Annotated in this window: 26 protein-coding genes; 7 read left to right on the forward strand and 19 right to left on the reverse strand. The window is 74.9% G+C overall.

The window, feature by feature from the left end:
* The first annotated feature begins 57 nt into the window (after nt 1-57).
* Nucleotides 58-903, forward strand: a complete 846-nt coding sequence (locus ABWK59_RS07560; RefSeq protein WP_354644853.1) for an undecaprenyl-diphosphate phosphatase — start codon at nt 58-60, stop codon at nt 901-903.
* A 74-nt stretch (nt 904-977) separates the two neighbouring features.
* Here the strand turns inward: ABWK59_RS07560 and ABWK59_RS07565 are convergent, their stop codons facing one another.
* The 3 genes from ABWK59_RS07565 to ABWK59_RS07575 form a co-directional block, all read right to left on the reverse strand.
* Nucleotides 978-1,694: a DUF1775 domain-containing protein gene (locus tag ABWK59_RS07565; RefSeq protein ID WP_354638974.1), complete on the reverse strand. Its 717-nt coding sequence runs from the start codon at nt 1,692-1,694 to the stop codon at nt 978-980.
* A 205-nt stretch (nt 1,695-1,899) separates the two neighbouring features.
* Nucleotides 1,900-3,330 carry a HEAT repeat domain-containing protein gene (locus ABWK59_RS07570; RefSeq protein ID WP_354638976.1) on the reverse strand — a complete coding sequence of 477 codons (1,431 nt, stop codon included), beginning with the start codon at nt 3,328-3,330 and terminating at the stop codon, nt 1,900-1,902.
* Nucleotides 3,331-3,587: 257 nt separating this feature from the next.
* Nucleotides 3,588-5,066 (reverse strand): hypothetical protein, encoded by a 1,479-nt coding sequence (locus tag ABWK59_RS07575; protein ID WP_354638977.1) that lies wholly within the window; start codon nt 5,064-5,066, stop codon nt 3,588-3,590.
* A gap of 421 nt (nt 5,067-5,487) precedes the next feature.
* On the opposite strand from ABWK59_RS07575, the gene ABWK59_RS07580 reads away from it, so the two are divergent.
* Nucleotides 5,488-6,672, forward strand: a complete 1,185-nt coding sequence (locus ABWK59_RS07580; RefSeq protein WP_354638979.1) for an aminoglycoside phosphotransferase family protein — start codon at nt 5,488-5,490, stop codon at nt 6,670-6,672.
* Nucleotides 6,673-6,707: 35 nt separating this feature from the next.
* Here ABWK59_RS07580 and ABWK59_RS07585 read toward each other — a convergent pair whose 3' ends face one another.
* The 4 genes from ABWK59_RS07585 to ABWK59_RS07600 all read right to left on the reverse strand — a co-directional run bounded on the left by ABWK59_RS07585 (nt 6,708) and on the right by ABWK59_RS07600 (nt 9,481).
* On the reverse strand, nt 6,708-7,910 hold the full coding sequence (locus ABWK59_RS07585) for an acyl-CoA dehydrogenase family protein (RefSeq protein ID WP_354638981.1): 1,203 nt from the start codon (nt 7,908-7,910) through the stop codon (nt 6,708-6,710).
* 61 nt (nt 7,911-7,971) lie between these two features.
* Nucleotides 7,972-8,055: a putative leader peptide gene (locus tag ABWK59_RS07590; protein WP_354644854.1), complete on the reverse strand. Its 84-nt coding sequence runs from the start codon at nt 8,053-8,055 to the stop codon at nt 7,972-7,974.
* 9 nt (nt 8,056-8,064) lie between these two features.
* Entirely contained in the window at nt 8,065-8,559 is a 495-nt protein-coding gene (locus tag ABWK59_RS07595; RefSeq protein WP_354638982.1) for a hypothetical protein, read from the reverse strand.
* A 667-nt stretch (nt 8,560-9,226) separates the two neighbouring features.
* Complete coding sequence (locus ABWK59_RS07600) at nt 9,227-9,481, reverse strand: DUF397 domain-containing protein (protein WP_354638984.1); 255 nt, start codon at nt 9,479-9,481, stop codon at nt 9,227-9,229.
* Between the two features lie 230 nt (nt 9,482-9,711).
* Between ABWK59_RS07600 and ABWK59_RS07605 the strand changes: the two genes are divergently transcribed.
* Both ABWK59_RS07605 and ABWK59_RS07610 read left to right on the forward strand, forming a co-directional pair.
* Nucleotides 9,712-10,221 carry a PTS-dependent dihydroxyacetone kinase phosphotransferase subunit DhaM gene (locus ABWK59_RS07605; RefSeq protein WP_354638986.1) on the forward strand — a complete coding sequence of 170 codons (510 nt, stop codon included), beginning with the start codon at nt 9,712-9,714 and terminating at the stop codon, nt 10,219-10,221.
* A gap of 132 nt (nt 10,222-10,353) precedes the next feature.
* Nucleotides 10,354-11,283, forward strand: a complete 930-nt coding sequence (locus ABWK59_RS07610) for an NAD-dependent epimerase/dehydratase family protein (protein WP_354638988.1) — start codon at nt 10,354-10,356, stop codon at nt 11,281-11,283.
* A 25-nt stretch (nt 11,284-11,308) separates the two neighbouring features.
* On the opposite strand, the gene ABWK59_RS07615 is transcribed toward ABWK59_RS07610, so the two are convergent.
* The 6 genes from ABWK59_RS07615 to ABWK59_RS07640 all read right to left on the reverse strand — a co-directional run bounded on the left by ABWK59_RS07615 (nt 11,309) and on the right by ABWK59_RS07640 (nt 15,939).
* The gene (locus ABWK59_RS07615) at nt 11,309-11,794 is read right to left on the reverse strand and encodes an NUDIX hydrolase (RefSeq protein ID WP_354638989.1); all 486 of its coding nucleotides are present in this window, start codon (nt 11,792-11,794) and stop codon (nt 11,309-11,311) included.
* 46 nt (nt 11,795-11,840) lie between these two features.
* Nucleotides 11,841-12,461: a NeuD/PglB/VioB family sugar acetyltransferase gene (locus ABWK59_RS07620; RefSeq protein ID WP_354638991.1), complete on the reverse strand. Its 621-nt coding sequence runs from the start codon at nt 12,459-12,461 to the stop codon at nt 11,841-11,843.
* Nucleotides 12,462-12,716: 255 nt separating this feature from the next.
* Nucleotides 12,717-13,388 (reverse strand): sugar transferase, encoded by a 672-nt coding sequence (locus tag ABWK59_RS07625; protein WP_354638992.1) that lies wholly within the window; start codon nt 13,386-13,388, stop codon nt 12,717-12,719.
* A gap of 79 nt (nt 13,389-13,467) precedes the next feature.
* Nucleotides 13,468-14,646, reverse strand: a complete 1,179-nt coding sequence (locus ABWK59_RS07630; RefSeq protein WP_354638993.1) for a glycosyltransferase — start codon at nt 14,644-14,646, stop codon at nt 13,468-13,470.
* Nucleotides 14,639-15,472: a polysaccharide deacetylase family protein gene (locus tag ABWK59_RS07635; protein WP_354638995.1), complete on the reverse strand. Its 834-nt coding sequence runs from the start codon at nt 15,470-15,472 to the stop codon at nt 14,639-14,641. Before ABWK59_RS07635 ends, ABWK59_RS07630 begins: the two co-directional genes overlap by 8 nt.
* A gap of 206 nt (nt 15,473-15,678) precedes the next feature.
* Nucleotides 15,679-15,939: a hypothetical protein gene (locus tag ABWK59_RS07640; RefSeq protein WP_354638997.1), complete on the reverse strand. Its 261-nt coding sequence runs from the start codon at nt 15,937-15,939 to the stop codon at nt 15,679-15,681.
* A 297-nt stretch (nt 15,940-16,236) separates the two neighbouring features.
* On the opposite strand from ABWK59_RS07640, the gene ABWK59_RS07645 reads away from it, so the two are divergent.
* The gene (locus ABWK59_RS07645; protein WP_354638999.1) at nt 16,237-17,244 is read left to right on the forward strand and encodes a polysaccharide deacetylase family protein; all 1,008 of its coding nucleotides are present in this window, start codon (nt 16,237-16,239) and stop codon (nt 17,242-17,244) included.
* Nucleotides 17,245-17,257: 13 nt separating this feature from the next.
* Here ABWK59_RS07645 and ABWK59_RS07650 read toward each other — a convergent pair whose 3' ends face one another.
* Together ABWK59_RS07650 and ABWK59_RS07655 are read right to left on the reverse strand one after the other, a co-directional pair.
* Nucleotides 17,258-17,998 (reverse strand): tyrosine-protein phosphatase, encoded by a 741-nt coding sequence (locus ABWK59_RS07650; protein ID WP_354639000.1) that lies wholly within the window; start codon nt 17,996-17,998, stop codon nt 17,258-17,260.
* Nucleotides 17,999-18,021: 23 nt separating this feature from the next.
* Nucleotides 18,022-18,801: a glutamate racemase gene (locus tag ABWK59_RS07655; protein WP_354639001.1), complete on the reverse strand. Its 780-nt coding sequence runs from the start codon at nt 18,799-18,801 to the stop codon at nt 18,022-18,024.
* Between the two features lie 56 nt (nt 18,802-18,857).
* Here ABWK59_RS07655 and ABWK59_RS07660 point away from each other — a divergent pair, with 56 nt between their 5' ends.
* Together ABWK59_RS07660 and ABWK59_RS07665 are read left to right on the forward strand one after the other, a co-directional pair.
* A complete protein-coding gene (locus ABWK59_RS07660) occupies nt 18,858-20,084 on the forward strand; it encodes a glycosyltransferase (protein ID WP_354639003.1) in 1,227 nt (408 codons plus the stop codon).
* A gap of 4 nt (nt 20,085-20,088) precedes the next feature.
* Nucleotides 20,089-20,829: an SAM-dependent methyltransferase gene (locus ABWK59_RS07665; protein WP_354639005.1), complete on the forward strand. Its 741-nt coding sequence runs from the start codon at nt 20,089-20,091 to the stop codon at nt 20,827-20,829.
* Nucleotides 20,830-20,884: 55 nt separating this feature from the next.
* Here ABWK59_RS07665 and ABWK59_RS07670 read toward each other — a convergent pair whose 3' ends face one another.
* The 4 genes from ABWK59_RS07670 to ABWK59_RS07685 form a co-directional block, all read right to left on the reverse strand.
* Nucleotides 20,885-22,087, reverse strand: a complete 1,203-nt coding sequence (locus tag ABWK59_RS07670; protein ID WP_354639007.1) for a glycosyltransferase family 4 protein — start codon at nt 22,085-22,087, stop codon at nt 20,885-20,887.
* Between the two features lie 2 nt (nt 22,088-22,089).
* A complete protein-coding gene (locus ABWK59_RS07675) occupies nt 22,090-23,283 on the reverse strand; it encodes a polysaccharide ABC transporter ATP-binding protein (protein ID WP_354639009.1) in 1,194 nt (397 codons plus the stop codon).
* The gene (locus ABWK59_RS07680) at nt 23,273-24,169 is read right to left on the reverse strand and encodes an ABC transporter permease (protein WP_354639011.1); all 897 of its coding nucleotides are present in this window, start codon (nt 24,167-24,169) and stop codon (nt 23,273-23,275) included. The genes ABWK59_RS07675 and ABWK59_RS07680 overlap by 11 nt, the downstream gene beginning before the upstream one ends.
* Before the next feature lie 121 nt (nt 24,170-24,290).
* Nucleotides 24,291-24,611, reverse strand: coding sequence for a DsbA family protein (locus ABWK59_RS07685; protein ID WP_420492910.1), 321 nt, complete (start codon nt 24,609-24,611; stop codon nt 24,291-24,293).
* Nucleotides 24,612-24,645 lie beyond the last annotated feature (34 nt).

Here is a 24,645-nt window from a genome sequence, read left to right on the forward strand (position 1 = left end):
GAACAGGACCCGCCAGATGCGTTTCGATTCTCGGATACCCCGGGCGGGTGTCAGGTGATCGGCTGGTTCCACGCGGCCGTGCTCGGCCTGATCCAGGGCCTCACCGAGTTCCTGCCGATCTCCTCCAGCGCCCACCTGCGGGTCTTCCCCGCCCTGCTGGGCTGGGGGGATCCGGGTGCCGCGTTCACGGCGGTCACTCAGCTGGGCACCGAGTCCGCCGTGCTGATCTACTTCCGGCGGGACATCTCGGCGATCGTCTCCGCCTGGGCGGTGTCGTTGGTCAAGCCGGCGCGGCGGAGCGACCCGAATGCCCGGATGGGCTGGTTCGTGATCGTCGGCACGCTGCCGATCGGCATCCTCGGCGCCGCCTTCCAGGACACCATCGAGACCTCGCTGCGCGACCTGCGGGTGATCGGCACCACGCTGATCGTGTTCGGCCTGGTCCTGGCGGTCGCCGACCGTTCCCGGGCCGTCCGCAACGCGCGGCCGATCAGCTCCCTCACCCTTCCGCACGCCGTCACGTACGGCATGGCGCAGGCGCTGGCGCTGATCCCGGGCGTCTCACGCTCCGGCGGCACGATCAGCGCGGGCCTGCTGCTCGGGTACAGCCGCGAGGCTGCCGCCCGGTACTCGTTCCTGCTGGCCATCCCGGCGGTTCTGGCCTCGGGCCTGCTGGAGCTGTTCAAGATCGGCGAGGGGCCGGCCCCGGACTGGGGTCCGACCCTCTTCGCCACCCTGATCGCCTTCGTGGTGGGGTACGCGGCGATCGCCTGGTTCCTGAAGTACATCTCGCACAACAGCTTCATGCCGTTCGTGGTGTACCGGGTGCTGCTGGGTTTCGTGATCATCGGACTGGTGACCGCGGGCGCCCTCGCCCCGGACGCCGGGGTGGTCGCCAAGTAGGGCGGCCTCGGACACGAGGAACGGGCCCGGCGCGGTGCGCGCCGGGCCCGTTGTCCATGTCGCAGGCGCCGCGCTCAGCTCTCGGGGGTACGGCGGCGCCACCAGACGACCCCGCCGACCAGGACCACCAGCGCCACCACCAGGCCGATGGTGACCGCGCCGCCCACCGAGGAGCCGCCCGACTGCGCCACCGGGGCCGACGCCTCCGCCGCGGCCGAGGCGGGGGCGGAGGGCTGCACCGGGGCCGGGGCAGCGGCCGCCGCGGAGCTCGGGGCGGCCGCCGTCGTCGCGGCCGCCAGCGGTGTCGCGCCGGGGGCGGCCGCGGAGAGCTTCAGGACCGGGGCCGGGTGGGCGGGCTTGGCGGCACCCTGCGGCAGCTCGATCCAGCGGTCCACCTTGCCGTCCGCGTACGTCACCACGGACTTGAACGCCAGCTCCTTGGCGTCCGGCAGCTGGCGGACCTTGACCTTGTACGCGGCGTCCTTGCTCGCCCCCAGCGCGGGGCCGGACACCGCGAAGCCGTCCGCGGTGGGCTTGAGCGTCCAGCCCTTGGGGCCCTCGGCCAGGGTGACGTCGCCCGGGGCGATACCGGCCGGGAGGGTCACCTTCACCTCGGTGATGCCCGAGCCCGGATTCTCGCCCTCCGCGTCGAAGGCGACCACCGCGTCGACGGCCAGCGCCTGGGCGGGGGTGGACTTCACCTCGACGTGGGCGGCCGCGGGGACGGCCAGCGCGAGTACGGCCGCCAGGGCGGCCAGCGGGGTCGCGGCACGGGCGAGAGGACGCTTCATGGCGGCGGGTACTCCAGTGACTCGGCCGACGGGCTCCGTTCATGATGCCCCAGCCGACGCCCCGCGCGGGCCGGAACGCACCTGAGCGTGTCCCTTTCGGCACCGACGGTCACCGGCGCCCGGCCGACACGACCGGCCGACACGATCGGCCCGACACGACCGACCACAACCCGCGCCGCGCCGGGCGCCGCTGCGCCGTACCGCCCTACCGCTCGCGGGAGGTGAGCCGGCCCCGTACGGCGGCGTGCACCTCGGCCTCCTCGGCCGGGTCGGCGGCGAGGCGGCGGAGCCGCTCGAGGACGCGGACGTCGCCGGTGGTGGTGACGTGGCGGGCGGCCAGCTCGCGGGTGGCCTCCTCGCAGTCCCAGAGGCACTCGACGGCGGGGCCCTCGGAGAAGTACGGGTCGGTGACGGCCAGGGCCCGGGCGGCCCGGCCGCGGAGTTCGGAGGAGACGGCCTCGCCGTAGACGTGGCGGAGGGCGGGGACGGCTCCGGCGGCGGCCAGCCGCCCCGCACCGTCGACCAGGCTGCCCAGGCCCGCGCCGGTCACGCCGCGGACGGAGATCCACTGTCGGAGGGCGGCGACCACGAGCGGGCCGTCGCAGGGTTCGCCGGCGTCGGCGATGAGGAGGACGGCGGCCTCGCCGAGCGCGCTGTCGGCGCCGCCGGTCTCCGGGTCGGCCCAGCGGCGGGCGTGGGCGAGGATCTCGGGGCCGCGCATTCGGCCGAGCACCTCCACCGCGGCGGCGACCACGCGCTGGTCGACGTCGGCCGCGGCGGCCTCGATCAGGTCGGCGGCGGCCGGGTCGCGCTGGTCGACGAGGTGGCGGAGGGCGGCCGTCCGGGCGCCGGGCTCGCCGCTGTCGGCGGCCTCCAGCAGCAGCGGGCGGTCCTCGGGGCGGGCCACGGCGGTGAGGCAGCGGGCGGCCGCGGCGGCACGCCGGGCGACCGCGGTCGGGTCGCCGGCGGGCTCGGCCTGGTCGGCCCAGGCGAGCACGTCGGCGGTGGACCAGCCGGGGGTGACGCCGGGGCGGCTGAGCTGCCGCTGCCACAGGTCGAACGGGGACTGCTCGCCGGCCGCGGCCACCCTCGGGTGGTGGGCGGCCCACAGCCGCCAGGCGCGGGGCTCGTACGCGGCGCGGATGGCGGCCCGCAGCTCGGCGTCGCCCTCCGGGCCTGCCGGGAAGCGGTCCAGCACGGCGGGGGCGAGCGCGAGCAGCCCCTGGTCGTCGTCGCGCAGGGCCAGCTCGTCGAGGGCCCAGGCCCAGTTCGTCCCGGTGGCGGCGTAGCGGCGCAGCAGGTCGAGGGCGTCGCGGCGGCCGTACGCGGCGAGGTGGCCGAGCACCGAGAGGCTGAGGCCGGTACGGGCCTCGTCGTCGTCGCCGGTGTCCTCGGGTGAGCACAGGTGCAGCTCGACGCCGGTCAGCGGCGCCTCCAGCTCCATGTAGAGGCGCGCGTAGTAGAGGGAGCGGTTCTCGAGTTGCCAGTCGGCCCGGGGGTCGTCGGTGACGCAGGTCTCCAGGGCCGCGATCGCCTCGTCGCGGTCCGCTGCCAACGCATGCAGCTGACCGTCACCGCGGCCCCTCTGGAGGAGGCCGAGGAGGCTGGCGCTGGGCGCTATCACTGGCTCGAACATGAGGTCAGCATCCGTTGCGGCGGTCGTCGAGGCAACGGGATTTCCGTCGCCGGGGTCGGTCGTTCCTGCTCAGGCGCCCGGGCGCCGGAATCACCGAAGGCTACCGCCTGGGTGGCCCTCCCGCACACAGGGCGATGCGAGGAGCCGCCCCGGGCGGGCCCGTTCACGGAATCGTCATATGCCGTCGGCATACCGACCACATGGTCCGCACCGGACCCGCCGGGCGCCGCGGAGCCCCGGCGGGCCCGCCGGACGGGTCAGACCTCGCGGCGGCGCGGGGGCATCGCCGCGTCGATCTCCTCCCTCAGCTCGGCCACCGCGGGCAGGTTCTGGTAGCGGCCGGAGAGCCGGTACATCTCGCGCAGCCGGTCCCAGGTGCGCATCGAGGAGGTGTGGTTGATCGAGGCCAGCGCCAGCTTGGCCTGGACCTGGGCCTCGTCCGGCTCGCCGGAGATCCAGTAGACCGAGGCCAGGGTGATCCGGTCGAGCAGGGCGGAGCGCTCCCGGCCGGTCTCCTGGCGGAGCTCGATGGCGAGCCGGGCGTGCCGCTCGGCCAGCCGGGCGGCGCCGGGGTCGTGCTCGGCGAGGGTGCGGTAGACCAGGGCCTGCATGCCGTGCAGCTCGGCCTCGTTGAACAGCTGCATCCAGCTGGGCGGGGCCTCGGTGGAGTCCTGGACGAACAGCGTCTCGGCCTCGCCGAGCACCCGCCGGGTCTCCTCGGACCGGCCGAGCGAGGCCTGCGCCCAGGCCTCGACGGTGTACAGCATGGCGCGGGTGCGCGGCAGGGCGCGGTCGCCGGCGCTGGCCCGGGCGAGCCGCATCAGTTCCAGGGCGTCGTCGGCCCGGCCGAGGTGGAGCATCTGGCGGGCGGCCCGGGAGATCGCCTCACCGGCCCGCGGCCGGTCGTCGGCCTCCCGGGCGGCCTGGGCGGCGATCACGAAGTACCGCTGCGCGGTGGGCTCCAGGCCCACGTCGTGGGACATCCAGCCGGCCAGCACCGCGAGGTTGGCCGCCACCGTCCACAACCGGCGCTCCACGGACTGCGGATGACGGTGGGTCAACAGGCCGCCGACCTCGTTCAGTTGGCCGACCACGGCCTTGCGCTGGAGGCCGCCGCCGCGGGAGGCGTCCCAGGCGCGGAAGACGTCGACCGACCGCTCCAGGGCGGTCACCTCGTCGTCGCCCACCGGGCCGGGTTCGTAGACGTCGATGACGGGTTCGGGCCCGCCGCGGGTGATCACCTGTCGGGGGCCGGGCCGCTCGGCCGCGTAGGCCACGTCGCCGCCGGTGAGCCAGTCGTGGAGGTTGTCGGCGATGACGGTGCCGGCGGCGAGCGCCGCGCCCGCGCCGACCAGACCGCGTCGGTTCAGCATGAGGTCCATTCCCGTGAACTCGGTGAGGACCGTGGCCGTGCGATCCGGCGCCCAGGGCACTGCCGACGACGGGGTGGGGGCCGCCGCCTGGAACCTGGTGGGCCGGTGTCGTTCCAGACCGAGGTCCTCAGTGGTGACGACACGGCCGAGCCGCTCCGTGAACACGGCGGCGAGCACCCTCGGCACCGGATCGCGGGGGATCTCCCCCTGCTCGATCCAGCGCCGCACCCGCGAGGTGTCGGTGGACAGCTGCTGCTGACCCATCGCCGCACCGCGCCGGTTGACCAGCCTGGCGAGCTCGCCCTTGGACCATCCGGTCAGGGCGAACAGGTCGGCGAGTCTGGCGTTCGGCCCCTTGCTCACAAAAGCCCCCAGGTTCCTCGGCTGCGGTCGACAGTAATGGCTCTGTCACATGCCACGCGACCATTCGCCAGGCTTCGCCAGGGTCCGCCAGATTACGTGCCAGTGCCGATCGGGTGTCAGGTAGGAATGCGCCACCCCGACTTCGCCACGGGGAGCCGGACACCGGCCCGGGCCTCGGCCCGACGCCCCTGTCCGGGGCTCCGCGGCGGCACCGTCCGCGGGGGTGGCGCGCCGGGTGGCGCGGGGGCGTCGGGCACGGCGCGGCAGTCGGGAACGACCGCATTCCCCAGGGTGCGGAGGGTTCCGGCGGCCGATCCGTACCCGACGCGCGCGCTCCACCCGGCCGGTCCGGCCCGGCTCACCCCGGGCCGGCGACCCACCCGTCAACCGCCGTCGGCCAGGAAGGGACCCTCACCCGCCCATGTACTCCTCAGCCAGCACCGGCGCCCGTCCGTCGACCCCCCTCTCCCCCGACGGAAGCGTCCCGCGCCACCTCCCCGGCCCGTCCCGCCCCGGACTGCGGCCGCCCACCGCAACCGGAGGCCGTCCCGCCCCGCGCGGCACCGAGCTGCGCGACCCGCGCGCCCTGGCCGCCCGGACCACCCTGGTGACCAGGCCCGTCGAGCCGGGCGCCCGGGCGGGGATCGGCCGGCCGATGGGCGGCCGGGCCGCCGAGGCGTTCGTCGACCGGGTCGACCCGGCGGCCCTGCAGACCCCCGCGGTGCGGGCCGTGCTCGCCCACATCGCGCGGATATGTCCCGCCTTCCTCCCCCGGCAGGTGCTGCGGGAGGGCAGCCGCCACATCCTCATCGCGGGCACCATCGGCCGTGCCCCGGTGGTCGCCAAGTGCCTGGCGCCGCAGGCGCTGCGCAGCCCGCAGGCCGAGCAGCTGGTGGAGCGCTTCCACCACGAGATCGCGGTGTACCGGGCGTTCGTCCGGCACCGCCCGCCGGTGCGGCTGCCGCGGCTGGTCGCGGCCGACCACGACCGCTGCGTGCTGGTGCTGGAGCGGGTCCCGGGCCGTCCGGCGGCGCACGACCGGCACCCGGTGAACGCGCCCACCCCGGGCGAGGTGCGGGCGCTGCTCGGCGCGTTCCGGACGCTCAACCTGTGGCGCCCGCCCACGGACGTGTTCGGCAAGCCGCTGGACTACCAGCTGGAGGTGGCCCGGTTCCACTCGGTCGGCCTGCTCACCGACCGGGACGCCGGCGACCTGCGGGCGCTGCTGCACGGCCTGGCCGGCACACCCTGGCAGCTGTGCCACGGCGACGCCCTGCTCGGCAACATCCTGCTGGCGCCCTCCGGCCCGGTGCTGCTCGACTGGGAGCGGGCCGGCTGGTACCTGCCCGGGTACGACCTGGCGGTGCTGTGGAGCGTGCTGTCCGGCGACACCGCGGCCCGCCGGCAGATCAGCCAGCTGGCCCAGTCCGGCGGGACGATGGCCCGGGACGCCTTCCTGGTCAACCTGGTGCTGGTGCTGATGCGGGAGCTGCGGCTGCACGACGTGCCGGGAGCGGGCGAGGAGCAGCGGATCATGATCCGGCGGCTGTACGACGACGCGGCGCTGGCCCGCCGCGCGGTGCGGGCGGCGGTCGGCACCCGCTGAGGGGTCGGACGGGTACGACGAGCCCGGCGGCCGGCTCAGCCGCGCCGGGCGGGCCCGTCCAGCAGGGTCCGGGCGAGGCCCTCCAGCACGGCCTCGTCCGGCGGGAAGTGTGCCGGGGCGCTGAGCGCGTCCCGCAGGAACCGCTCCAGCGGGTGGCGGCGGCTCAGCCCCGGGCTGCCGGAGATCGTCAGCGCCTGCTGGACGGCGCCGGTCACGGTCCGGTTGACCAGCAGGCGGACGGTTCCGGCCCGGGCGGGCGCGGTGGTCTCGCCACGGTCCACGGCCGCGGCCAGGCCGTGGAGCAGTTCCCCGGCACCGATCAGGGAGGCGGCCAGCTCGCCCAGGGCGGCGCGGTGGCGCGGCAGGGTGGCGAGCGGCTCGCTGAGGTTCGCGGGCGTACGCCGGCGCAGGAATCCGACCAGCCAGTCCTGCGCGGCACGTCCCACGCCGAGGAACACGGCCGACAGCGCGAGGTCGCGCCAGGCGCGCGCGAGGTCGTCCGGAAGCGCGGAACCGGGCGCGCCCAGTCGTATCACTGCTTCCGGTGCCACCCGCGCCCCGTCGAGCACCACCTCGTGTCCGGCGCTGGCGCGCAGCCCCAGCTGGTCGGCGGTCGGGTCGATCTCCACCCCGGGGCTGTCCCCGCGGACCAGGAAGGTGCCGACCCGCGGCACCGGCTCCTCGGTGCGGGCCCGGACCGCCATCCAGGCGAGCGCCTCGGCGCCGGCGCAGTCCGCCTTCCGGCCCGTCAGGAACCAGTCGTCGCCCTCCCGTCGGGCCACCGTGGCGGGCAGCGGGGCCGGCCCGCCGGGCTCGGCGTCCAGGGTGGTGACCAGGGCGGGCCCGCGGCGCGACTCGGTGAGCAGCCGGCGGTAGCCGGCGACCGGCCAGGCGCCGGTCCGGGCCTGGTCGGCGTGGTGGAGCAGGGTGTGGGCGGTGAGCAGGGCGACCGAGGCGTCGCCGCGGCCGAGTTCGGCCAGCGCCCGGCAGGTCTCGGCGAGGGTGGCGCCGGGTCCGCCGTACCGGCGGCCGACGGTCAGGGTGAGCAGCCCGGCCTCGTGGACGGCCTCCACGCCCTGGTACGGGAAGGTGCCGTCGCGGTCGTGCTCCTCGGCACGGGCGGCCAGCAGGTCGACCACCCGGGGCAGCCGGGCGAGCGCCTCGGCGACCTCGGTACGGTCCTCGGGGGCGGCGGCCGGTCCGGCCGGGTGTGCGGTCGGGGCGGCGGTGCTGGTCATGCGGGGGTGCCTCCGTCGGGCGCGTGGTGGGCGGCGGGATGGGTCGGCGCGAGCGCGCTCGTCATCCGCCGGTACACGCGGCGCCGGCGAGCCGCCGCAGGTCGAGGTACCTGCGGCGGGTCAGCAGCGGGAGGCGTGGGGGCACGGTGGTGGCTCAGCCCTGCTTGAACATCTCCGCCGGAAGCGGCTTCAGCAGCTGGTACAGGTCGTCCGAGATCGGCCGGTCCCAGGAGGCGATGGTGACCTGGACGCCGTCGCTGCGGCCGAACTGGGAGCAGAACAGCCGCTCCTCGCTGACCTTGACCTTCTTCACGATCAGCAGGTCGTCGCCGAGCAGCACCGGGAAGTCCTCCGCGGAGACCAGCTCCACCGGCTCCTCGTTCTCCAGCGCGGAGAGCAGCTGCCGGACCTCGAACGGGACCCCGTCCTCGGACTCGCGGGCCGGGGAGCCCTCGGGCAGGTTGCCGATGAACATCGCCGGCCCCCGGCCGCCGAGCAGGTCGTAGCGCAGGAAGATCCCCTGGCACGAGCCGTCCGGGCCGGTCATCATCATGGCTCCGAAGTGGCCGGGCCAGTCGCCCGGATCCATCGCGAGCACGTCGAAGTCCGGGCCGGCGGGCGAGCCGGAGCGACGGCGGAGAAAGGACATGGCACCCATCGTACGTGCCCGGTCGAGACCCTCCGGCGCGCGGGTCGTCCGGCAAGCCGAGATCTACGCTCAGGGACCAATGTTGACTCTGAGCAACCGTCCGGGCTACGTTCGGTTCAGCACGACGGCCACTGTGGACTCGATCCACCGGGGGGTGGTTTGTCGCAGCGTGCTGCTGCACGCGTTCCCTCACTGTGCACTTCGTCGTGCGGTTCACCCTGGGCACAACGGCCTGTCAGCCGTGCGCCCGGGCCTCATACAACTCCACAGACCAGGTTCGCGGGGCCCGTGCCCGTCGCATTCGCGAACCTTGCCCGGGAAACCGCCGCGTGGGGGCGTGCGGATCCCGGGCCTGGCACCACGGCCGAGTAGCTCTCGACCCGTGGGGCCGCCCTCCCACAGCGACGGCGGCCGCATCTCGGTGCGGTCCGGGACACCCGGGAGGAGCTCGTCGCCGGCGCCGGTGACGGGCAGCACAGCGGGCGCCGTGCCCGACCGCGTGGGGGCGGTCGGCACGGCGTCTGCCTGCTTTCACTGTGGTCCGATGCTTGTCGAACAGTCAACAAGTTTCGGTCCATCAGCATGCATTCGTGACCTCACCGCACACCGGAACGACACCCGCCGTTCAACCGCGGGCACTTCTCGGGGCGCACTCGGGCGCCGGCGCTCAGGCGGGGTCGAACTCGCCGTCCCGGGCCCCGAGGACGAAGGCCTGCCACTCCGCCGGCGTGAAGATCAGGGCCGGACCGTCGGGGTCGCGTCCGTCCCGCATCGCGATGTGGCCCTCGACGAAGGCGATCTGCACGTCGCCGACCCCCTGCGGGCTGGAGAGCCACTTTGCTCCGGTGAGGTCCGGTGCCGGCTTCCGCGGGCCCTCGACCAGGACTCCGCCCTCCGCGCTGCTGCCGCTGTCGTCCGCCATGCCGCGCTCCTCCCTGTGATCCGGAGGCCAGACTAGCCACGGGCCGCCGGCCGGTCGGCGGTTCGCCGCCGATCGCCGCCCGGACCGGTCCAGTACGGCCGTTCCCCCGCCCCGCACCGGGCGGGTGTGCTAAGGCTTCGGCGAGGTGCGGCTCGGGGGGCGTGGCGGGCTGAAAGAGTGTCGGGGTGGAAGTGTCCGCAGTTCTTCTACCGGCCAGCAGGGAGCAGCCGATGGACCGCCGGGACGGCAGCCGCGCCGACGTCATCCCCATCTCCGATGCCCCGTCCGCCCCGCAGACCGTCTCGCTCCCCCGCCCCACCCGGCCGGCCGGCCACGGGCGGGTGGGCGTGGTGCTGGTCTCGCACAGCCAGGAGCTGGCCGCCGCCACCCGGGCCCTCGCGCTGGCCATCGTGAACACCGACAACCCCGCGCCGGTCGCCGCCACCGGCGGTGCCCTCGCCGACGGCCTCGGCACCAGCGCCCTGTTGATCGCGGCGGCCGCCCGCCGGGTGGACCAGGGGCACGGGGTGGCGGTGCTCTGCGACCTCGGCAGCGCGGTCAGCACGGTCCTGGCGCTGCTGGCCGACGCGGACGAGCACGGCCTGCCGTTCCCGGTCCGGTTCGCCAACGCCCCCTTCGTGGAGGGGGCGGTGGCCGCGGTCACCACGGCCACCGCGGGCGGGGACCTCTCCGCGGTCCTGGACGCCGCCGAGGAGACGTACCGGCAGCACAAGATCTGACCCGGTGGGCGGCTTTCGCCCCGGATCTCCCGGTTGCCGCCGTTTCCCCCCGTGGCCGCGGGCCGCGCCGATAGCATCGGCCCGGTGCGCCGGGGCGGGGAGACCCCGGCCCGAGGTGGGGAGTTCCTTCTGATGCGTGTGGTCGTCACCGGCGGCGCGGGGTTCATCGGCGCCAACCTGTCCCGGGCGCTGCTGGCGCGCCCCGAGGTGGAGCAGGTGAGGGTGGTGGACAATTTCGCCACCGGGTCCAAGTCCAACCTGGACGGTCTGGACGTCGCCCTCTACGAGGGCAGCATCCTCGACCCCGGTCTGCTGGACGAGGCGTTCACCGGCGCCGACGCCGTGGTGCACCTGGCGGCGCTGCCCTCCGTCCCGCGTTCGGTGGCCGATCCGCTGGCCAGCCACCACGCCAACGCCACCGGCACCCTGCAGGTGCTGGAGGCCGCCCGCCGGGCCGGCGGGCTGTACGTGGCCGCCGCCTCGTCCTCCTCCGTCTACGGGGCGAACCGCGAGCTGCCCAAGCGGGAGACCATGCGGACCGCCCCGATGAGCCCGTACGCGGTGAGCAAGCTCGCCACCGAGGCCTACCTGGCGGCGTACCACCACTGCTACGGCCTGGGCGTGCTGCCGCTGCGGTTCTTCAACGTGTTCGGCCCGCTCCAGCCGGCCGGGCACGCGTACGCCGCGGTGATCCCCGCCTTCCTGGACGCCGCGCTGGCCGGCCGGCCGCTCGGGGTGCACGGCGACGGCCGGCAGAGCCGCGACTTCACCTACGTCGGGACGGTCACCCAGGTGATCACCGAAGCCGTGGTGAACCGGGTGGTCCACCCGGACCCGGTCAACCTGGCCTTCGGCACCCGGACCACCCTGCTGGAGCTGATCGCCGAGATGGGCGAGGTCCTCGGCCACCCGCTGGAGGTCGCGCACGCCGACCCGCGGCCGGGTGACGTCCGTGACTCCCAGGCCGACAACGCCCGCCTGCGCGAGCTGTTCCCGGACGTGGTCCCGGTGGGTCTGCGCGAGGGCCTGGAGCGTACGGCGGACTGGTTCCGCACCCTCTGACGCCGGTCCGGACAGGGGTGGCGCCTCAGCGCAGGACACCGCCGAAGGCGAACACGGTCTCGCCCTCGAACTCCAGGGCGAGACCGAGCCGTCGGAGGGCGTACTCCCCGAGCTCGGGCAGCTCGTCCCGGCCGAACCAGCCGACCTCCAGCGACTCGTCGTCGTTCACCCGCGCCTCGCCGGAGACCGGCCGGCAGCGGAACGTCAGGTCCAGGTACTGCGCCCGGTCGCCGTTCGGGTAGTCGATCATCGGCGAGACGGTGACCGAGGTCAGCGCCTCCGGCTCGACCACCACGCCGGTCTCCTCCAGGCACTCGCGCGCCACGCCGTCCGCGGGGTGCTCCCCCGGGTCGAGGATGCCGCCGACCAGGTCCCAGCAGCCGTTGTCGGCCCGCCGTTCCAGCAGCACCCGGTCCTGCCCGTCCACGATCACGGCGGCGACGCCGGTCAGCCAGAGGGGGCGGGTGCCGACGAAGCTGCGGAGCTCGGCGAGGAACGGGGGAATGGCCATGATCCGACCCTAGCCTGTCCCGACCCGGTCCCCGGCCTGTCCCTGCCTATCCCTGGTCGGACCTCCGTAGCGGTCGCGCCGGCGAGCCCACCACCACCGTCTCCTCGGGCACGTCCCGGGTGACCACCGCCGCCGCCCCGACGAAAGCCCCCCGGCCCACCTTCCGGCCCTGCAGCACCACCGCGTTGCTCCCCACCGTCGCACCGTCCGCCAGCACCACCGACCCCGAGACGTTGCCGCCCGGATAGACCGTCACCCGCTCCCCCAGCACGCTGTCATGGCCCACCGTCGCGTTGTAGTGCACCTGGCTGTGCGCGCCGAACCGGACGCTGCTGGACACGTACGCCCCACCCATCACCAGACAGCCGGGGCCGAGCTCGGTCTCCGGCGCGATCAGCGCCCGAGGGTGCACCAGCGTCCTGGCCACCCCGCCGATCCCGTCCAGCAAGGCCGCCAGGCGGAGGCGGACGGCCGGATCGGCGATGCCGATCAGGTACGGCGCCCCGGCCGGGAGCTCCGCGGGGACGACGACCGGCAGGCCGCGGACGGTACCCCCCTGCGCCCGGTCGTCCAGGAACCCCGCCACCGGTACCCCCGCCGCCACCGCCGTGTCCAACGCCTCCCGCCCGACCCCACCCGCCCCGGCGATCCACAACTGCTCAGCCATCAACACCTCTCCGAGAAGGCTTGTGCCGTGCCCCGACAGGGGCGCGGGGAACTGCGCGAATCGGAAGACCGCGAACCTGAGGCCGGACTCCTCCGGTGGTACACCGCCCGCGTACGTTGCGGCGTAGGCGGTGCACTGGCGCCGGATGCGTCCGGCCTTCGGACCATAGTCTCCCGTTTCGCGCGGTTCTCCCCCAGCCTCGGCGGCTGGGAGGCGCCCCCACGCGCCCCCGAAGAACAACCCCCGGTGTCTACCTCAGCTGCTGAGTTCCTCCGGCGCGAGCCGCGGCCCGGTCGCCTGCCGCGGCAGCACGATCCGTACCTGGCTCGCCTGCGTCTGCCCGGGCGTCTCCGCCGGCACCGGGAAGCCGGGGTTCACCCCGCCCGCGCCGGTGATCCCGGTGGGCCGCAGCAGCACCTTCACCGTCAGCACCAGGATCCGCAGGTCCAGCACCAGCGACCGGTTCGCGATATACCACAGGTCCAGCTCGATCCGCTCCGGCCAGCTGATCGAGTTCCTCCCCCTGACCTGGGCCCAGCCGGTGAGCCCGGGCCGGACGGCGAGCCGTCCGCGCTGGGCCTGCGTGTAGTGGACGACCTGCTCCGGCAGGGTCGGCCGCGGTCCGATGATCCCCATGTCACCGCGGGCCACGTTCCACAGCTGGGGCAGTTCGTCCAGGCTGGTCTTGCGGAGCAGGGCGCCGAGCCGGGTGATCCGTGGCGCGTCCTCCTCCTCGGCGAAGCGTCTGTCCCGCATGGTGCGGAACTTGAGGATCTCGAACTCCCGGCCCGCCAGCCCGGTCCGGGTCTGACGGAAGATCACCGGTCCGCCCATGGTGCAGCGGATCAGCAGGGCGATCATCAGGCCGAGCGGTACGGCGATCAGTCCGGCCAGTGAGGCGACCGCCAGGTCTCCGGCACGCCTCACTGCTCCCCCAACAGGCTGCATGTCTCCCCCAACGGGTGTGGTGCGAGTGGGTGGTACGGGCTCCGGCCGGGAGGGCGACTCAGCCGATCAGCCAGGGCAGCCCGCGGGACCTGGCGACGGCGGCGTAGGTCTCCACGGATATCCGGGCGACCGCGCGCTGGTCGAACGCGGCCAGGGCCCGGCGGCGGGCCGCCGCTCCGAGCCGGTCGCGCAGGTCGGGCTCGGTGAGGAGCCGGTCGAGCGCGCCGGTGAGCGCCCGGGCGTCGCCGGGCGGGGCGAGCAGCAGGTGCTCGCCGTGGGTGCCGATCTCCCGGCAGCCGCGGATGTCGCTCAGCACCATCGGCAGTCCGCTGGCGGCGGCCTCCATGGCGGAGCGGGAGAAGCCCTCCCGGTAGGAGGGGAGGACGAAGAGGTCGAGCGCGGCGTACAGCTCGGGCATGTCGGAGCGGCTCCCGAGGAACTCGACCCCGCTCTCGGCGCCGTCCAGGGCGTCGGGCTTGTCCGGGTCCTCGGGACCGATCCAGAGGAACCGGGCCTTGCCGGCCAGCGCCCGGGCCGCCTCGGCGTACTCCCGGATGCCCTTCTCGGCCACCTGCCGGCCCACGCCGCCGACCAGCAGCTCGCCCTCGGCCACGCCCAGCTCGGCGCGGACCCGGGCCCGGACGGCGGCCCCGGCGGTGAACCGGGTCAGGTCCACGCCGTTGCCGACCACCCGCGAGCGGTACCGGGGCACGGCCCGGGACAGCGTCCGGCGGTCCTCGCCGTTCTGGTACAGCTCGGCGTGCGAGAAGCGGGCCGCGAGGGCCTCCGCCCCCAGCACGACCGCCCGTTTGGCGAGCGGGTCGTGGGCCTGCGCCCAGAGCCCGTGGCAGGTGTTGACCACCACCGGGACGCCGGCCAGCCGGCCGATCACCCGGCCCAGCACGCCGGTCTTGGGGTTGTGGGTGTGCAGCACGTCCGGGCGGATCCGGCTCAGGACGGCGAGCAGCTCCCGGCCGGCGGCGGCGTCGGCCCGGGGCTGCCAGGCCCGGGTGAGCGCGTGCAGCGGCTCGTGCCGGACGCCGATGGCCTCCAGCCGCGGCAGGTACGGCCCGGGCGCGCTGATCCCGTAGGTCTCGAACCCGGCTTCCAGGTCGACCTTGAGCTCGGTGGCCAGCAGCAGCTGGAGGCTCATGTCGACGGTGGTCAGGTGGGCGACGCGCAGCGGACGACCGCCCTCGCCGCGCAGCCGCGGCATCGGGGACACGGGCTCAGGCACGGGCGCCCACCGCCTTGGCGGTGGCGACGATCCGGGCGTAGGCGCGCTCGGGGATCAGCCGGCCGTACAGCTTGGCGCGGTAGAAGTCGATCGGGTCGGTGCGGCGGACCGGGACGCGGAGGAACCGGGCCGGGTCGTACCCGGGCAGGTTCCGGCCGACCTGCCCGGTGGCCGCGGTGCGGAACCGGGCCCGCAGGGCGGTCTCCATGTGCGGGACGGGCACGCCCCAGGTGTACGCGAAGTGCCGGGGCCGGGTGCCCAGGTGCTGCTCGACGTCGTCGTTGCAGGCGTCCAGCTCCTCGGTGCTGAGCAGCTCGGGGCGGGCGTGGCTGCGGGTGTGGTTGGCGACGGTGCACAGGCCCGAGTCGGCCATCTCCCGCAGCTGCTCCCAGCTGAGGCCCGGGGCGCCGGCGCCCTTGGCGGTGGAGCCCTCCCAGCGCATCTCGCCGCCGACGTGGCCGCTGGCCAGGTACACGGTGAACGGCAGCCCGCGCTCGCGGAGCAGCGGCCAGGCGTTCTCGTACACGTCGGCGAAGCCGTCGTCGAAGGTGAGGACGGTGCTGGGGGTGCGTCGGCCGGCCTGGAGGCGGTCGGCGGCCTCGTCCAGGGAGACCACCCGGCCGGGCGGGAGTTCGGCGAGCAGGTCAACCTGGGCGGTGAAGCCGGTGGTGGTGACGTCGAGCTCGTCGGCGCTGCCGCCGCCGACCCGGTGGTAGATGAGGACGGTCGCGCCCTCGCCGGGGACGGTGCCGGCGGCTCGCGCGAGTTGCTGCTTGACCTGCGCCCTGATGCCTCCGGCTGCCGCGGGCGCGGCGGTGGTGCCCATCGTTCCCCCCTCTGCGGCGCCTCCCCCGGCGCCGTCAAACGGACCCCGGCGGCAGCCGGTCGCTGCCGTCGGCGGGACCCACAGTAGGGGGAAGTGTGGGGCTGTTGCCCCGGAAATGTGAAAGAAGCGGGTAGGTGGGCCGAAAACCGGCAGGCCTGACGGGAGGGGTCCGGATCGCCGGGTCGCGCGGCGCCCGGGCGCCGGAGCTAGAGGGGTGTCTCCCGGCGTGGCCGGAACCGGGCCCAGGCGACCCGGACCAGCAGCAGGACCCCGGCGGCCAGGCAGCCGGCCACGGCCATCGCCCAGGCCGGGCCCTCGGTTTCGGGCACCACCACGGCGACCACGATGCCGAAGGCGATGCAGACCGCCCCGGAGAGAGTGATCAGGGCCTGGTGCCGCTCCAGCGCGCAGCCGTGCCACAGGCGTTGCCAGCGCGTAGTCGCTCGGTGACCACTGGTGTCTGCCATGTCTCCAACCGTAACCCCGCGACGCGTCCGCGGCCCACCGGTCGGGTGTGCCCCCGGGTCATCCGGCGTCTTCCCGCGCGCGCCCGTCGAAAACGCGCCGTCGGGCGTACAACCATCTCGGCACGTCGGTGGTCCCCACTACATTGAGCGATCCAGGAGCCGTCCGCGTCAGGGTTGGGAGTCCCCGGCGCGGACCGAGTCAGCCCGGGGGCGGAGCCGCCGCGTCCCGGGGTCGGAGGCCGGGCTCCGCCTTCCGACGGTACCGCCACGCCGCGCTGCGGCTCCGAGGGGGGAACCGTGCCGTACTCCGAGGCCACCACGATCAGCACATCCGTCCACGCGTTCGCACCGAAGCCGGCCGCCGCTCCGGTGCGGGCCCCGCAGCCGCGGGCCTGCGGCCGGCGGGAGCGCGGCGGCTGGCTCCGGTTCTCGCCGGCCCAGCCGCTGTTCCGGGCCAGAGCCGCGCAGCGGCTCGCCGTGCTCGCCTACCACGGGGTCACCGACCCGCGGTCCTTCGACGCCCAGCTGGACCGCCTCCAGCGGCTGGCCACCCCGGTCTCGCTGGAGGCCGTGGAGCGGGCCGTGGCCGAGGGGCGGCCGCTGCCGCCGCGCAGCGTGCTGATCACCTTCGACGACACCGACCGGACGGTGCTGACCCACGCGCTGCCCGCGCTGGCGGCCCGGCGGATCCCGGCGGCCGCGTTCGTGATCGCCGAGCTGATCGGGACGGACCGGCCGTTCTGGTGGCACGAGGCGGCGTTCCTGGCGCGGCACGGCGGGCAGACCCGGCTGGTGCCGACCGGCGATCCGACCCGGCTGCTGGCCCGGCTCAAGGCGCTGCCCGACCCGGACCGCCGGCGCTGCCTGCACGAGCTGCGGGTGAGCGCCCGGCGGCGTCCGCCGCGGCAGGAGCAGCTCGGCCCGGAGGACCTGCGGGCGCTGCGCTCGGCGGACGTGGCGATCGGCAACCACACCCTGGGCCACCCGTCGCTGAGCCGCTGCGACGACGCGACCGTGCACGCCGAGATCACCGGCGCGCACCTGGCGCTGGAGCAGTGGCTGGGCGAGGCGCCGAGCGCCTTCGCGTACCCGGACGGCGGGTACGACGCCCGGGCGGACGCGGTGCTGCGGCAGCTCGGGTACCGGCTGGGGTTCCTCTCGGACCACCGGCTGGGCCCCCGGCTCCCCTCGCACCCGCTGCGGATCAGCCGGCTGCAGGTGGACTCCACCACCAGCACCCGCCGGTTCGACACCATCCTGTCCGGCCTGGAGCCGGCGCTGCAGCGCTGGCGCGGGGTGGCCTGAGGCGCCACGGCGGTCAGACCGCCGCCAGCAGGGTGCCGCGCAGCGCGTCCACGATGCCGGGGCCGAGGCCGAGCCGGTCGGTGACGTAGGCGCGCGGGGAGCCGTACGCGGTGGTGAGGTCGGCGAGGAAGTTGCGCATGACCGCCCCGGGGGCGCGCCCGTACCCGGGCCAGACCAGGGTCTTGTCCGGGTACCTGGCGTGCCAGTCGGCGACCAGCCGGTCGGTGGCCAGGGCGGTGAGCGCGAAGTCGGCCACCACGGTGTCCTCGGGGACGCCGAGGGCGGTGAGCACCAGGGCGGCGATGATGCCGGTGCGGTCCTTGCCGGAGGCGCAGTGGAAGACCAGCGGGCCGTCGGCGGGCTCGGCGATCAGCCGCAGTGCGGCGGCGATCTCCGCGACGCCGTCCTCGGCCACCTCGGCGAACCGGTCGGCCAGGTACCGGCCGGGGTCGACCGAGGGGGCGAGTGCCGCCTGGTCGTACGGGCGGTGCTCGATGCTGAGGTTGTGGTACGCCAGGCCGGGGGTCTCGGGGACGCGTCCGGCCCGCTCGATCTCCCAGGGGTAGCGCAGGTCGACGACGGTGCGGACGCCCAGGGCGCGGAACCGGGCCAGGTCCTGGGCCGATCCGGCCAGCTTGTCCAGCGAGTCGGAGCGGTAGAGCGCGGACCAGCGCACCGTCCGTCCGTCGGCCGTGCGGTAACCCCCGAGGTCGCGGAAGTTGTGCAGGCGCGTGAAGGCGACGTGTCTCCCCATGCCGTCAGTCTACTGACGACCCTTCAGGCGGCGGGCACCGCCCCCGCGATCACCCGTCCCTGGGGGTAGTGGGCGGCCGCGGCCTGCAGCGCGGCCGGCCGGCCGGAGTGCAGGACGGTGAGGGTGCCGCCGCCCGGGGTACCGGCGGCCGGGCCGACCCGGCGCAGGGTCTGGGCGGCCACCGCGTCGGCGGAGCCGTACAGCCGCAGCCCCTCGGCGGCCCGCGGCAGGACGGCGGCGCGGATCCGGTCCTCGACCAGCTCGTAGTGGGTGCAGCCGAGGACGATCGCGGCGGTGCCCTCCGGGGTGCGGGCGGCGGCGTCGGCGACCGCGGCCCCGATCGCCGCGTCGTCGGCGCGCTCCACGGCGTCCGCCAGGCCCGGGCAGGCCACCTCGGCGACCTCGGCGCCGGCCGCGAACTCGGCGATCAGGCCGCGCTGGTACGGGCTGCCGGTGGTGGCGGGGGTGGCCCAGATGGCGACCCGGCCGCCGGCCGCGGCGGCGGGCTTGATCGCCGGGACGGTGCCGATCACGGGCAGGCCGGGCTCCAGCTCGGCGCGGAGCGCGGCGAGGGCGTGCACCGAGGCGGTGTTGCAGGCGACCACCAGGGCGTCCGGCGCGAAGGCGGCCGCGGCGCGGGCGCAGGCCAGCGCCCGCTCGGTGAGGTCCTCGGGGGTACGCGGCCCCCAGGGCATGCCCGCGGGGTCGTTGGAGACCACGAGGTCGACGTCGGGCCGCAGGCCCCGCAGGGCGGCGGCCGCGGCGAGCAGTCCGAGTCCGGAGTCCACCAGTGCGATCTTCACAGGGCACGACTCTACTCGACCGGGTCCGGCCGGCCCGGGTGCGGCAGACTGCCGACATGACCGTCCTGCTGTGGCTCTCGGTGTCCTCGCTGCTGGTCTGGATCGGGCTGACCTGCGGCCACGGGTGGTTCTGGCGGACCGATCAGCGGCTGCCCGAACGGCGCCCGCCGGCCCGGTGGCCGCGGGTGGCGGTGGTCGTACCGGCCCGGGACGAGGCCGAGGTGCTGCCGGCGAGCCTGCCGAGCCTGCTCGCGCAGCGGTACCCGGGTGAGGCCCGGGTGGTCCTGGTGGACGACCACAGCTCCGACGGCACCGGCGACCTGGCCCGCGCCCTCGGCGCCGGCGGCGGACTGCCGCTGACCGTCACCACCCCTCCCCCGCTGCCGGCCGGCTGGACCGGCAAGCTCTGGGCGCTGCGGCACGGTGTGGAGCTGGCCGGCTCGGCGGACTACCTCCTCCTCACCGACGCGGACATCGCCCACGGGCCCCACTCGCTGGCCGCCCTGGTCGAGGCGGCCGAGACCGGCGGCCTGGACCTGGTCTCCCAGATGGCCCGGCTGCGGGTGGAGACCCGCTGGGAACGGCTGGTCGTACCCGCCTTCGTGTACTTCTTCGCGCAGCTGTACCCGTTCCGGCGCAGCAACCGGCCGGGGACGCGGACGGCGGCCGCGGCCGGCGGCTGCTCGCTGGTGCGGCGCACCGCCCTGGAGCGGGCCGGCGGGGTGGCGGCGGTCCGCGGCGCGGTGATCGACGACGTCTCGCTGGCCCGGGCCGTCAAGCGCACCGGCGGGCGGACCTGGCTCGGCCTCGCCGAGCAGGTGGACAGCGTCCGCCCGTACCCGCGGCCGGCGCAGCTGTGGCGGATGGTCTCCCGCAGCGCCTACGCCCAGCTGCGGTACTCGCCGGTGCTGCTGGCCGGCACGGTGCTCGGGCTGGGGCTGGTGTACCTGGTCCCGCCGGTGGCCGCGTTCGCCGGGGCCGCCACCGGGCGGTGGGGGACGGCCGCGGCCGGCGGAGCCGCCTGGGCGCTGATGGCGGGGACCTTCGCGCCGATGCTGCGGTACTACCGGCAGCCGGTGGCGTCGGCGGTGCTGCTGCCGTTCACGGCGCTGCTCTACCTGCTGATGACGGTGGACTCCGCCGTCCAGCACGGGCGCGGGCGGGGCGCCGCCTGGAAGGGGCGGACCTATCCGCGGCCCGCCGACGGCCCGGGGGGCGGGGACGGCCCTGGGGACGGTCCCGGAAATGCGCTTGGGAATCGGACCATGATCGGGGAAGACTGATCCGATGGACCGTCAACTGATCTCCCGGCTCGCCCACCGCCACCACCCGATCGCCGCCCCGCTCTCCGACGAGTCGGTGCGGCTGCTGCTCGACCGCGCCCTCCCCGAGGACGGCGGCACCGTGCTCGACCTCGGCTGCGGCGAGGGTGCCTGGCTGCTGCGCGCCCTCTCCGCCCGCCCCGAGCTGACCGCCGTCGGGGTGGACCTGGACGCCCACGGCCTGGCCAAGGCCCGGGAGGGCGCCGAGACCCTGGGGCTGACCCGCCGGATCGGGCTGCACCACCGGGACGCGCAGGGGTACACCGCCCGGGAGCCGTTCTCCACGGTGCTGTCCGTCGGCGCCACCCACGCCTTCGGCGGGCTCGCCGGCACCCTCGCGGCGATCCGCCCCCTGCTCGCCGCCGACGGCACGGCGGTGGTCGGCGACGCGTACTGGCGGTCCGAGCCCGGCCCGGAGGCGGTGGAGATCCTCGGCGAGGGGTACACCGACCTGGCGGGCACCGTGGACCGGGTGGTGGCGGACGGCTGGACGCCGGTGTTCGGGCACACCAGCACCGAGCGGGAGCTGGACGCCTACGAGTGGGACTGGACCGGCTCGCTCTCCGCCTGGGCGCTGGACAATCCCGGGCACCCGGACCGCGCCGAGGCCCTGCGGGTGGCCGCCGAGCACCGCGGCGAGTGGCTGCGCGGGTACCGGGGCGTGTTCGGGTTCGTCACCCTGGTGCTGCGGCGCACCGAGGGCTAGCGGAACGCCTCGCCGGGGGCGCGTGGCCGCCCCCGGGTGGCCGGCCGGCTGCTGCTCAGCGCATCCGCAGGAGCCGGCGGGCCGCGGGTTTGGTGAACTCGTAGCGGGTCATCTGTTCCAGGTCGCGGAGCCAGCGGCGGCGTCCGGGCGGAGCGTCCACCGCCTCCCGGTAGAGCGTCTCGAAGGTGGTGGCCACCGACTCCAGGGAGAAGCGGCCGACCACCCAGTCGCGTCCCCAGGTGCCGAGCCGGGCCCGCCGCTCCGGGTCGTCCAGCAGTCCGCGGATCTGCGCCGCCAGCGCCCCCGGGTCGCGGGAGCCGTCGCCGAAGCCGTACATGCAGCGGGAGGCGTGCGGTTCGACCAGGTCGCCGGGTTCGTGGACGGCGGTGTAGCCGTCCGCGCCGTGCACCACCACCGGTTTCCCGAAGGCCAGCCCCCGCAGGGCGGAGCCTCCCATGCCGAGGACCACGTCGGCGGCCTGGTAGGCGGGCCGCGGGTCGGCCAGCTGGCCGGGGACCAGGACGGCTTCGCGGCCGAGCGCCGCGTTGGCCTCGGCCGCGTGCCGGCGGAGCTTGTCCAGGCTGGGCCCGGCGCCGACCACGGCGAGCCGGATCCGCGGGTCGGCCAGCCGGCGGACCGCCTCGACGGTCAGCTCGGCGCCGGCGTCCTTCTCCAGGTCGGGCACCAGCCGGGTGACGATGGAGAGCAGCAGCTCGTCCTCGCGGATGCCGTGCGCGCGGCGGAACGCGGCACCGTCCACCAGGCCGGGGGCGTCGGTGGTGGTGTTGACGGGCGGTTCGACCAGCCGTACATCCCGGTGGCCGAAGGCGTGCCCGTCGGACATCAGCGCGCCGAGTCCGAGGACCAGCGGCTGGTGCCGGGGCATGCCGCGCAGCATCCGGATGCCGTAGAAGGTGGTGACCACCGGCAGCCGGCCGAGGCGGCCGGGGCCGAAGTACGCGTTGCGGGCGGCGCGGACCTCCCAGGCGTGCAGCACCTCGCTGCCGTGCTCGGCGGCCAGCCGCCGCAGCCGGCGGCGGACCTCGCGGTGCGGCGTGTCCGGGCCGCCGGCCACGGTGACGTGCAGTCCGTGGCCGGCGGCGACCTCCAGCAGCGGGGCCGGGCCGGCGATCCCCTGGGCGAACAGCACCGGGTCGTGGCCCCGGTCGCGCAGGGTTCGGGCGATGTCGACGGCGTTCAGCTGGGCGCCGCCGAGCGCCAGGTTGTTCAGGTGGACCAGCACCCGCAGCGGGCGCATCGCTACTCCTCCCACTGGTGTGGGACGAACACCGGGGCGGCCAGCACCACGGCGCGGGGCGGGGTGTCCAGCATCGGCCCGAACACGTCGAACTGGCCGGCCGAGTGCCAACTCATCAGGGTGCCGCCGTCGGTCTTGCCGATGCTGTAGACGCCGGCCCAGAGGGTGTACCGGCCGCGCGGCAGCGGCAGCCGCGGGATGACGCAGGCGACCTGGTGGTCGCCGCCGGACAGCCGGATCTCGTGGCTGATCTGGAAGATCGGACTGGAGGTGCCCTCGCTGACGCCCAGGTGCAGGGTGGCGTCGCCGCGGTAGTCGCCGCCGAGGGTGAACTCCACGGTCATCGGCTGGTCGGTGGTGAGGTTCTCCCGGCCCTCGCCGCGGACCTCGTACTTGAGCAGCTGGAGCGGCTCGCCGGTGCGGGCACCCGCCTCGGACTGCGCCTCGATGGAGTCGCGGTACCCGGCCAGTGCCTCCTTGATCCCGGCGTCCACCCGGACGGTGCCCTGCTCCAGCCAGATGCCGCGGCGGCAGATGGACTGGACGGCGGGCAGGTCGTGGGAGACGAAGACGATGGTGGTGCCCTGCTCGGCGACCTCGCGCATCCGGTCCAGGCAGCGCTGCTGGAACACCGCGTCGCCGACCGCCAGCACCTCGTCCACCAGCAGGACGTGCGGCTCCAGGTAGGCGGCGACCGCGAAGCCGAGACGCATCTGCATGCCGGAGGAGTAGAACTTCACCTGCCGGTCGATCGCCCCGCCCAGCCGGGCGAACTCGACGATGTCGTCGAACCGGGTGGCCACCTCGCGCCGCTTGAGCCCGAGCAGCGCGCCGAACAGGTAGATGTTCTCCCGCCCGGTGAGGTCCGGGTGGATGCCGGCCCGGATCTCGATCAGCGCGCCGATCCGGCCGCGCACGTCGATCACCCCGGCGTACGGGTACATCACCCGGGTCAGCATCTTCAGCAGGGTGGACTTGCCGGAGCCGTTGGAGCCGATCAGGCCGACCGACTCGCCGGGCTCGATGTGCAGGTTGATGTCCCGCAGTGCCCAGCGCCAGTCCTCGCTGCGGCCGCCGCGCAGCCGCCGGGCCGCCTGCTCCACCTTGTCGCGCAGCAGCATCCGCTGCTGGTCCGCCTTGAACCGCTTCCAGACCTGCTCGGTACGGATCGTCCCCAGTTCCCACTCACGCGACATCGGCGATCCCCGTTTCGAGCTTCTTGAACAGCAGGTAGCCGCCGACCAGGAAGACCGCCGAGCTGACGGCGGCGATGGAGGTGAGGGTGAGGTCGGGCGCCTGGCCGTACAGCAGGGCCTTGCGGTAGCCCTCGATCACCGCGCCGAGCGGGTTGACGCCGACGTAGATCTCCTGGAGCCGCTGCGGGATCCGGGCCAGCGGGTAGGCGACCGGGGTGGCGAACACGCCCATCTGGGTGATGATCGGCAGCAGGTGGCGGACGTCGCGCAGGTACACCACGGCCACCGAGAGGATCAGCGCGATGCCGTAGGTGAAGGCGAACTGGATGACCAGCAGCGGCAGCACCCAGAGGAAGGTGGCCGCCGGGGCCGTCCAGAACGCCAGGAACAGCACGGCCAGCACGCCGATGCCGATCAGCATGTCGACGGTGGCCACCAGCATGGTGGCGAGCGGGAAGACCTCGCGCGGGCAGTAGACCTTGTTGAGCAGGCTGAGGTTGTTGGCCAGGCTCAGCGCGCCCTGGTTCATGGTGTTGCTGAAGAACTGCCAGACGATCAGGCCGACGTAGGCGAACAGCGGGTACGCCACCGCGCCGGTGTCGATCTTGACGGCGCGCTGGAAGACCAGGGTGAAGATGGCGCACAGGGCCAGCGGGGTGAGCACCGCCCAGGCGAAGCCGAGCACCGCCTGCTTGTAGCGGGCGCGCAGGTCACGCTCGGCGAGCGCGCGCACCAACTCCCGTGCGGCCCACAGCTCGTGGGCCACCTGCACCGGCCGCAGTCGACGTTTGAAGACCAGCTCGGGTGGTGGGCCGTCCGGGATCCGGCTCCTCGTCTCGGCCTGGCTCTCGCGCTCGTCGTCGACCTGCGCGCGTTGTCCCCCCACGGACTCCCCGCCCTCTCCGATGCCATGGTGAACGGGCCGCGGAAACGGACGGCGCGGCCTCGGCGCTTACTGTGGCACACCGTGTGGACGCGGGGGGCTGATTTCGTGAAGATTGCCCTGGTCAGGCCCGTTCGATCAAATCGTCCAGAACTTCGGGCATCGCGGTCACGTCGCCGGCCGCGCTCGGCGAGGTCCGGCTCGCGTCGTCCACCACCACGGTGGGCAGTTCGGTGATCCGGTACCGCACGAGCAGGTCCGGCGCCTGCGCCACGGCGTCCGCCACCTCGGCGGAGCGGTACGCGGCGCGGAAGTCGGCCTCGTCCACACCCTGGCGGCCGGCCCAGGTGGCGGCGCGGTCCTCGGTGGTGAGGTCGGTGTGCTGCTCGCGCACCGCCCGGTACACCGCCTGCTGCAGCCGGTCCACCTCGCCAAGGCGCTCCAGGGTGTAGTAGACCGGCGTGCGCGTTGTGACGGAT

This window comes from Kitasatospora sp. HUAS MG31 (assembly GCF_040571325.1).
Classification (GTDB): Bacteria; Actinomycetota; Actinomycetes; order Streptomycetales; family Streptomycetaceae; genus Kitasatospora; species Kitasatospora camelliae.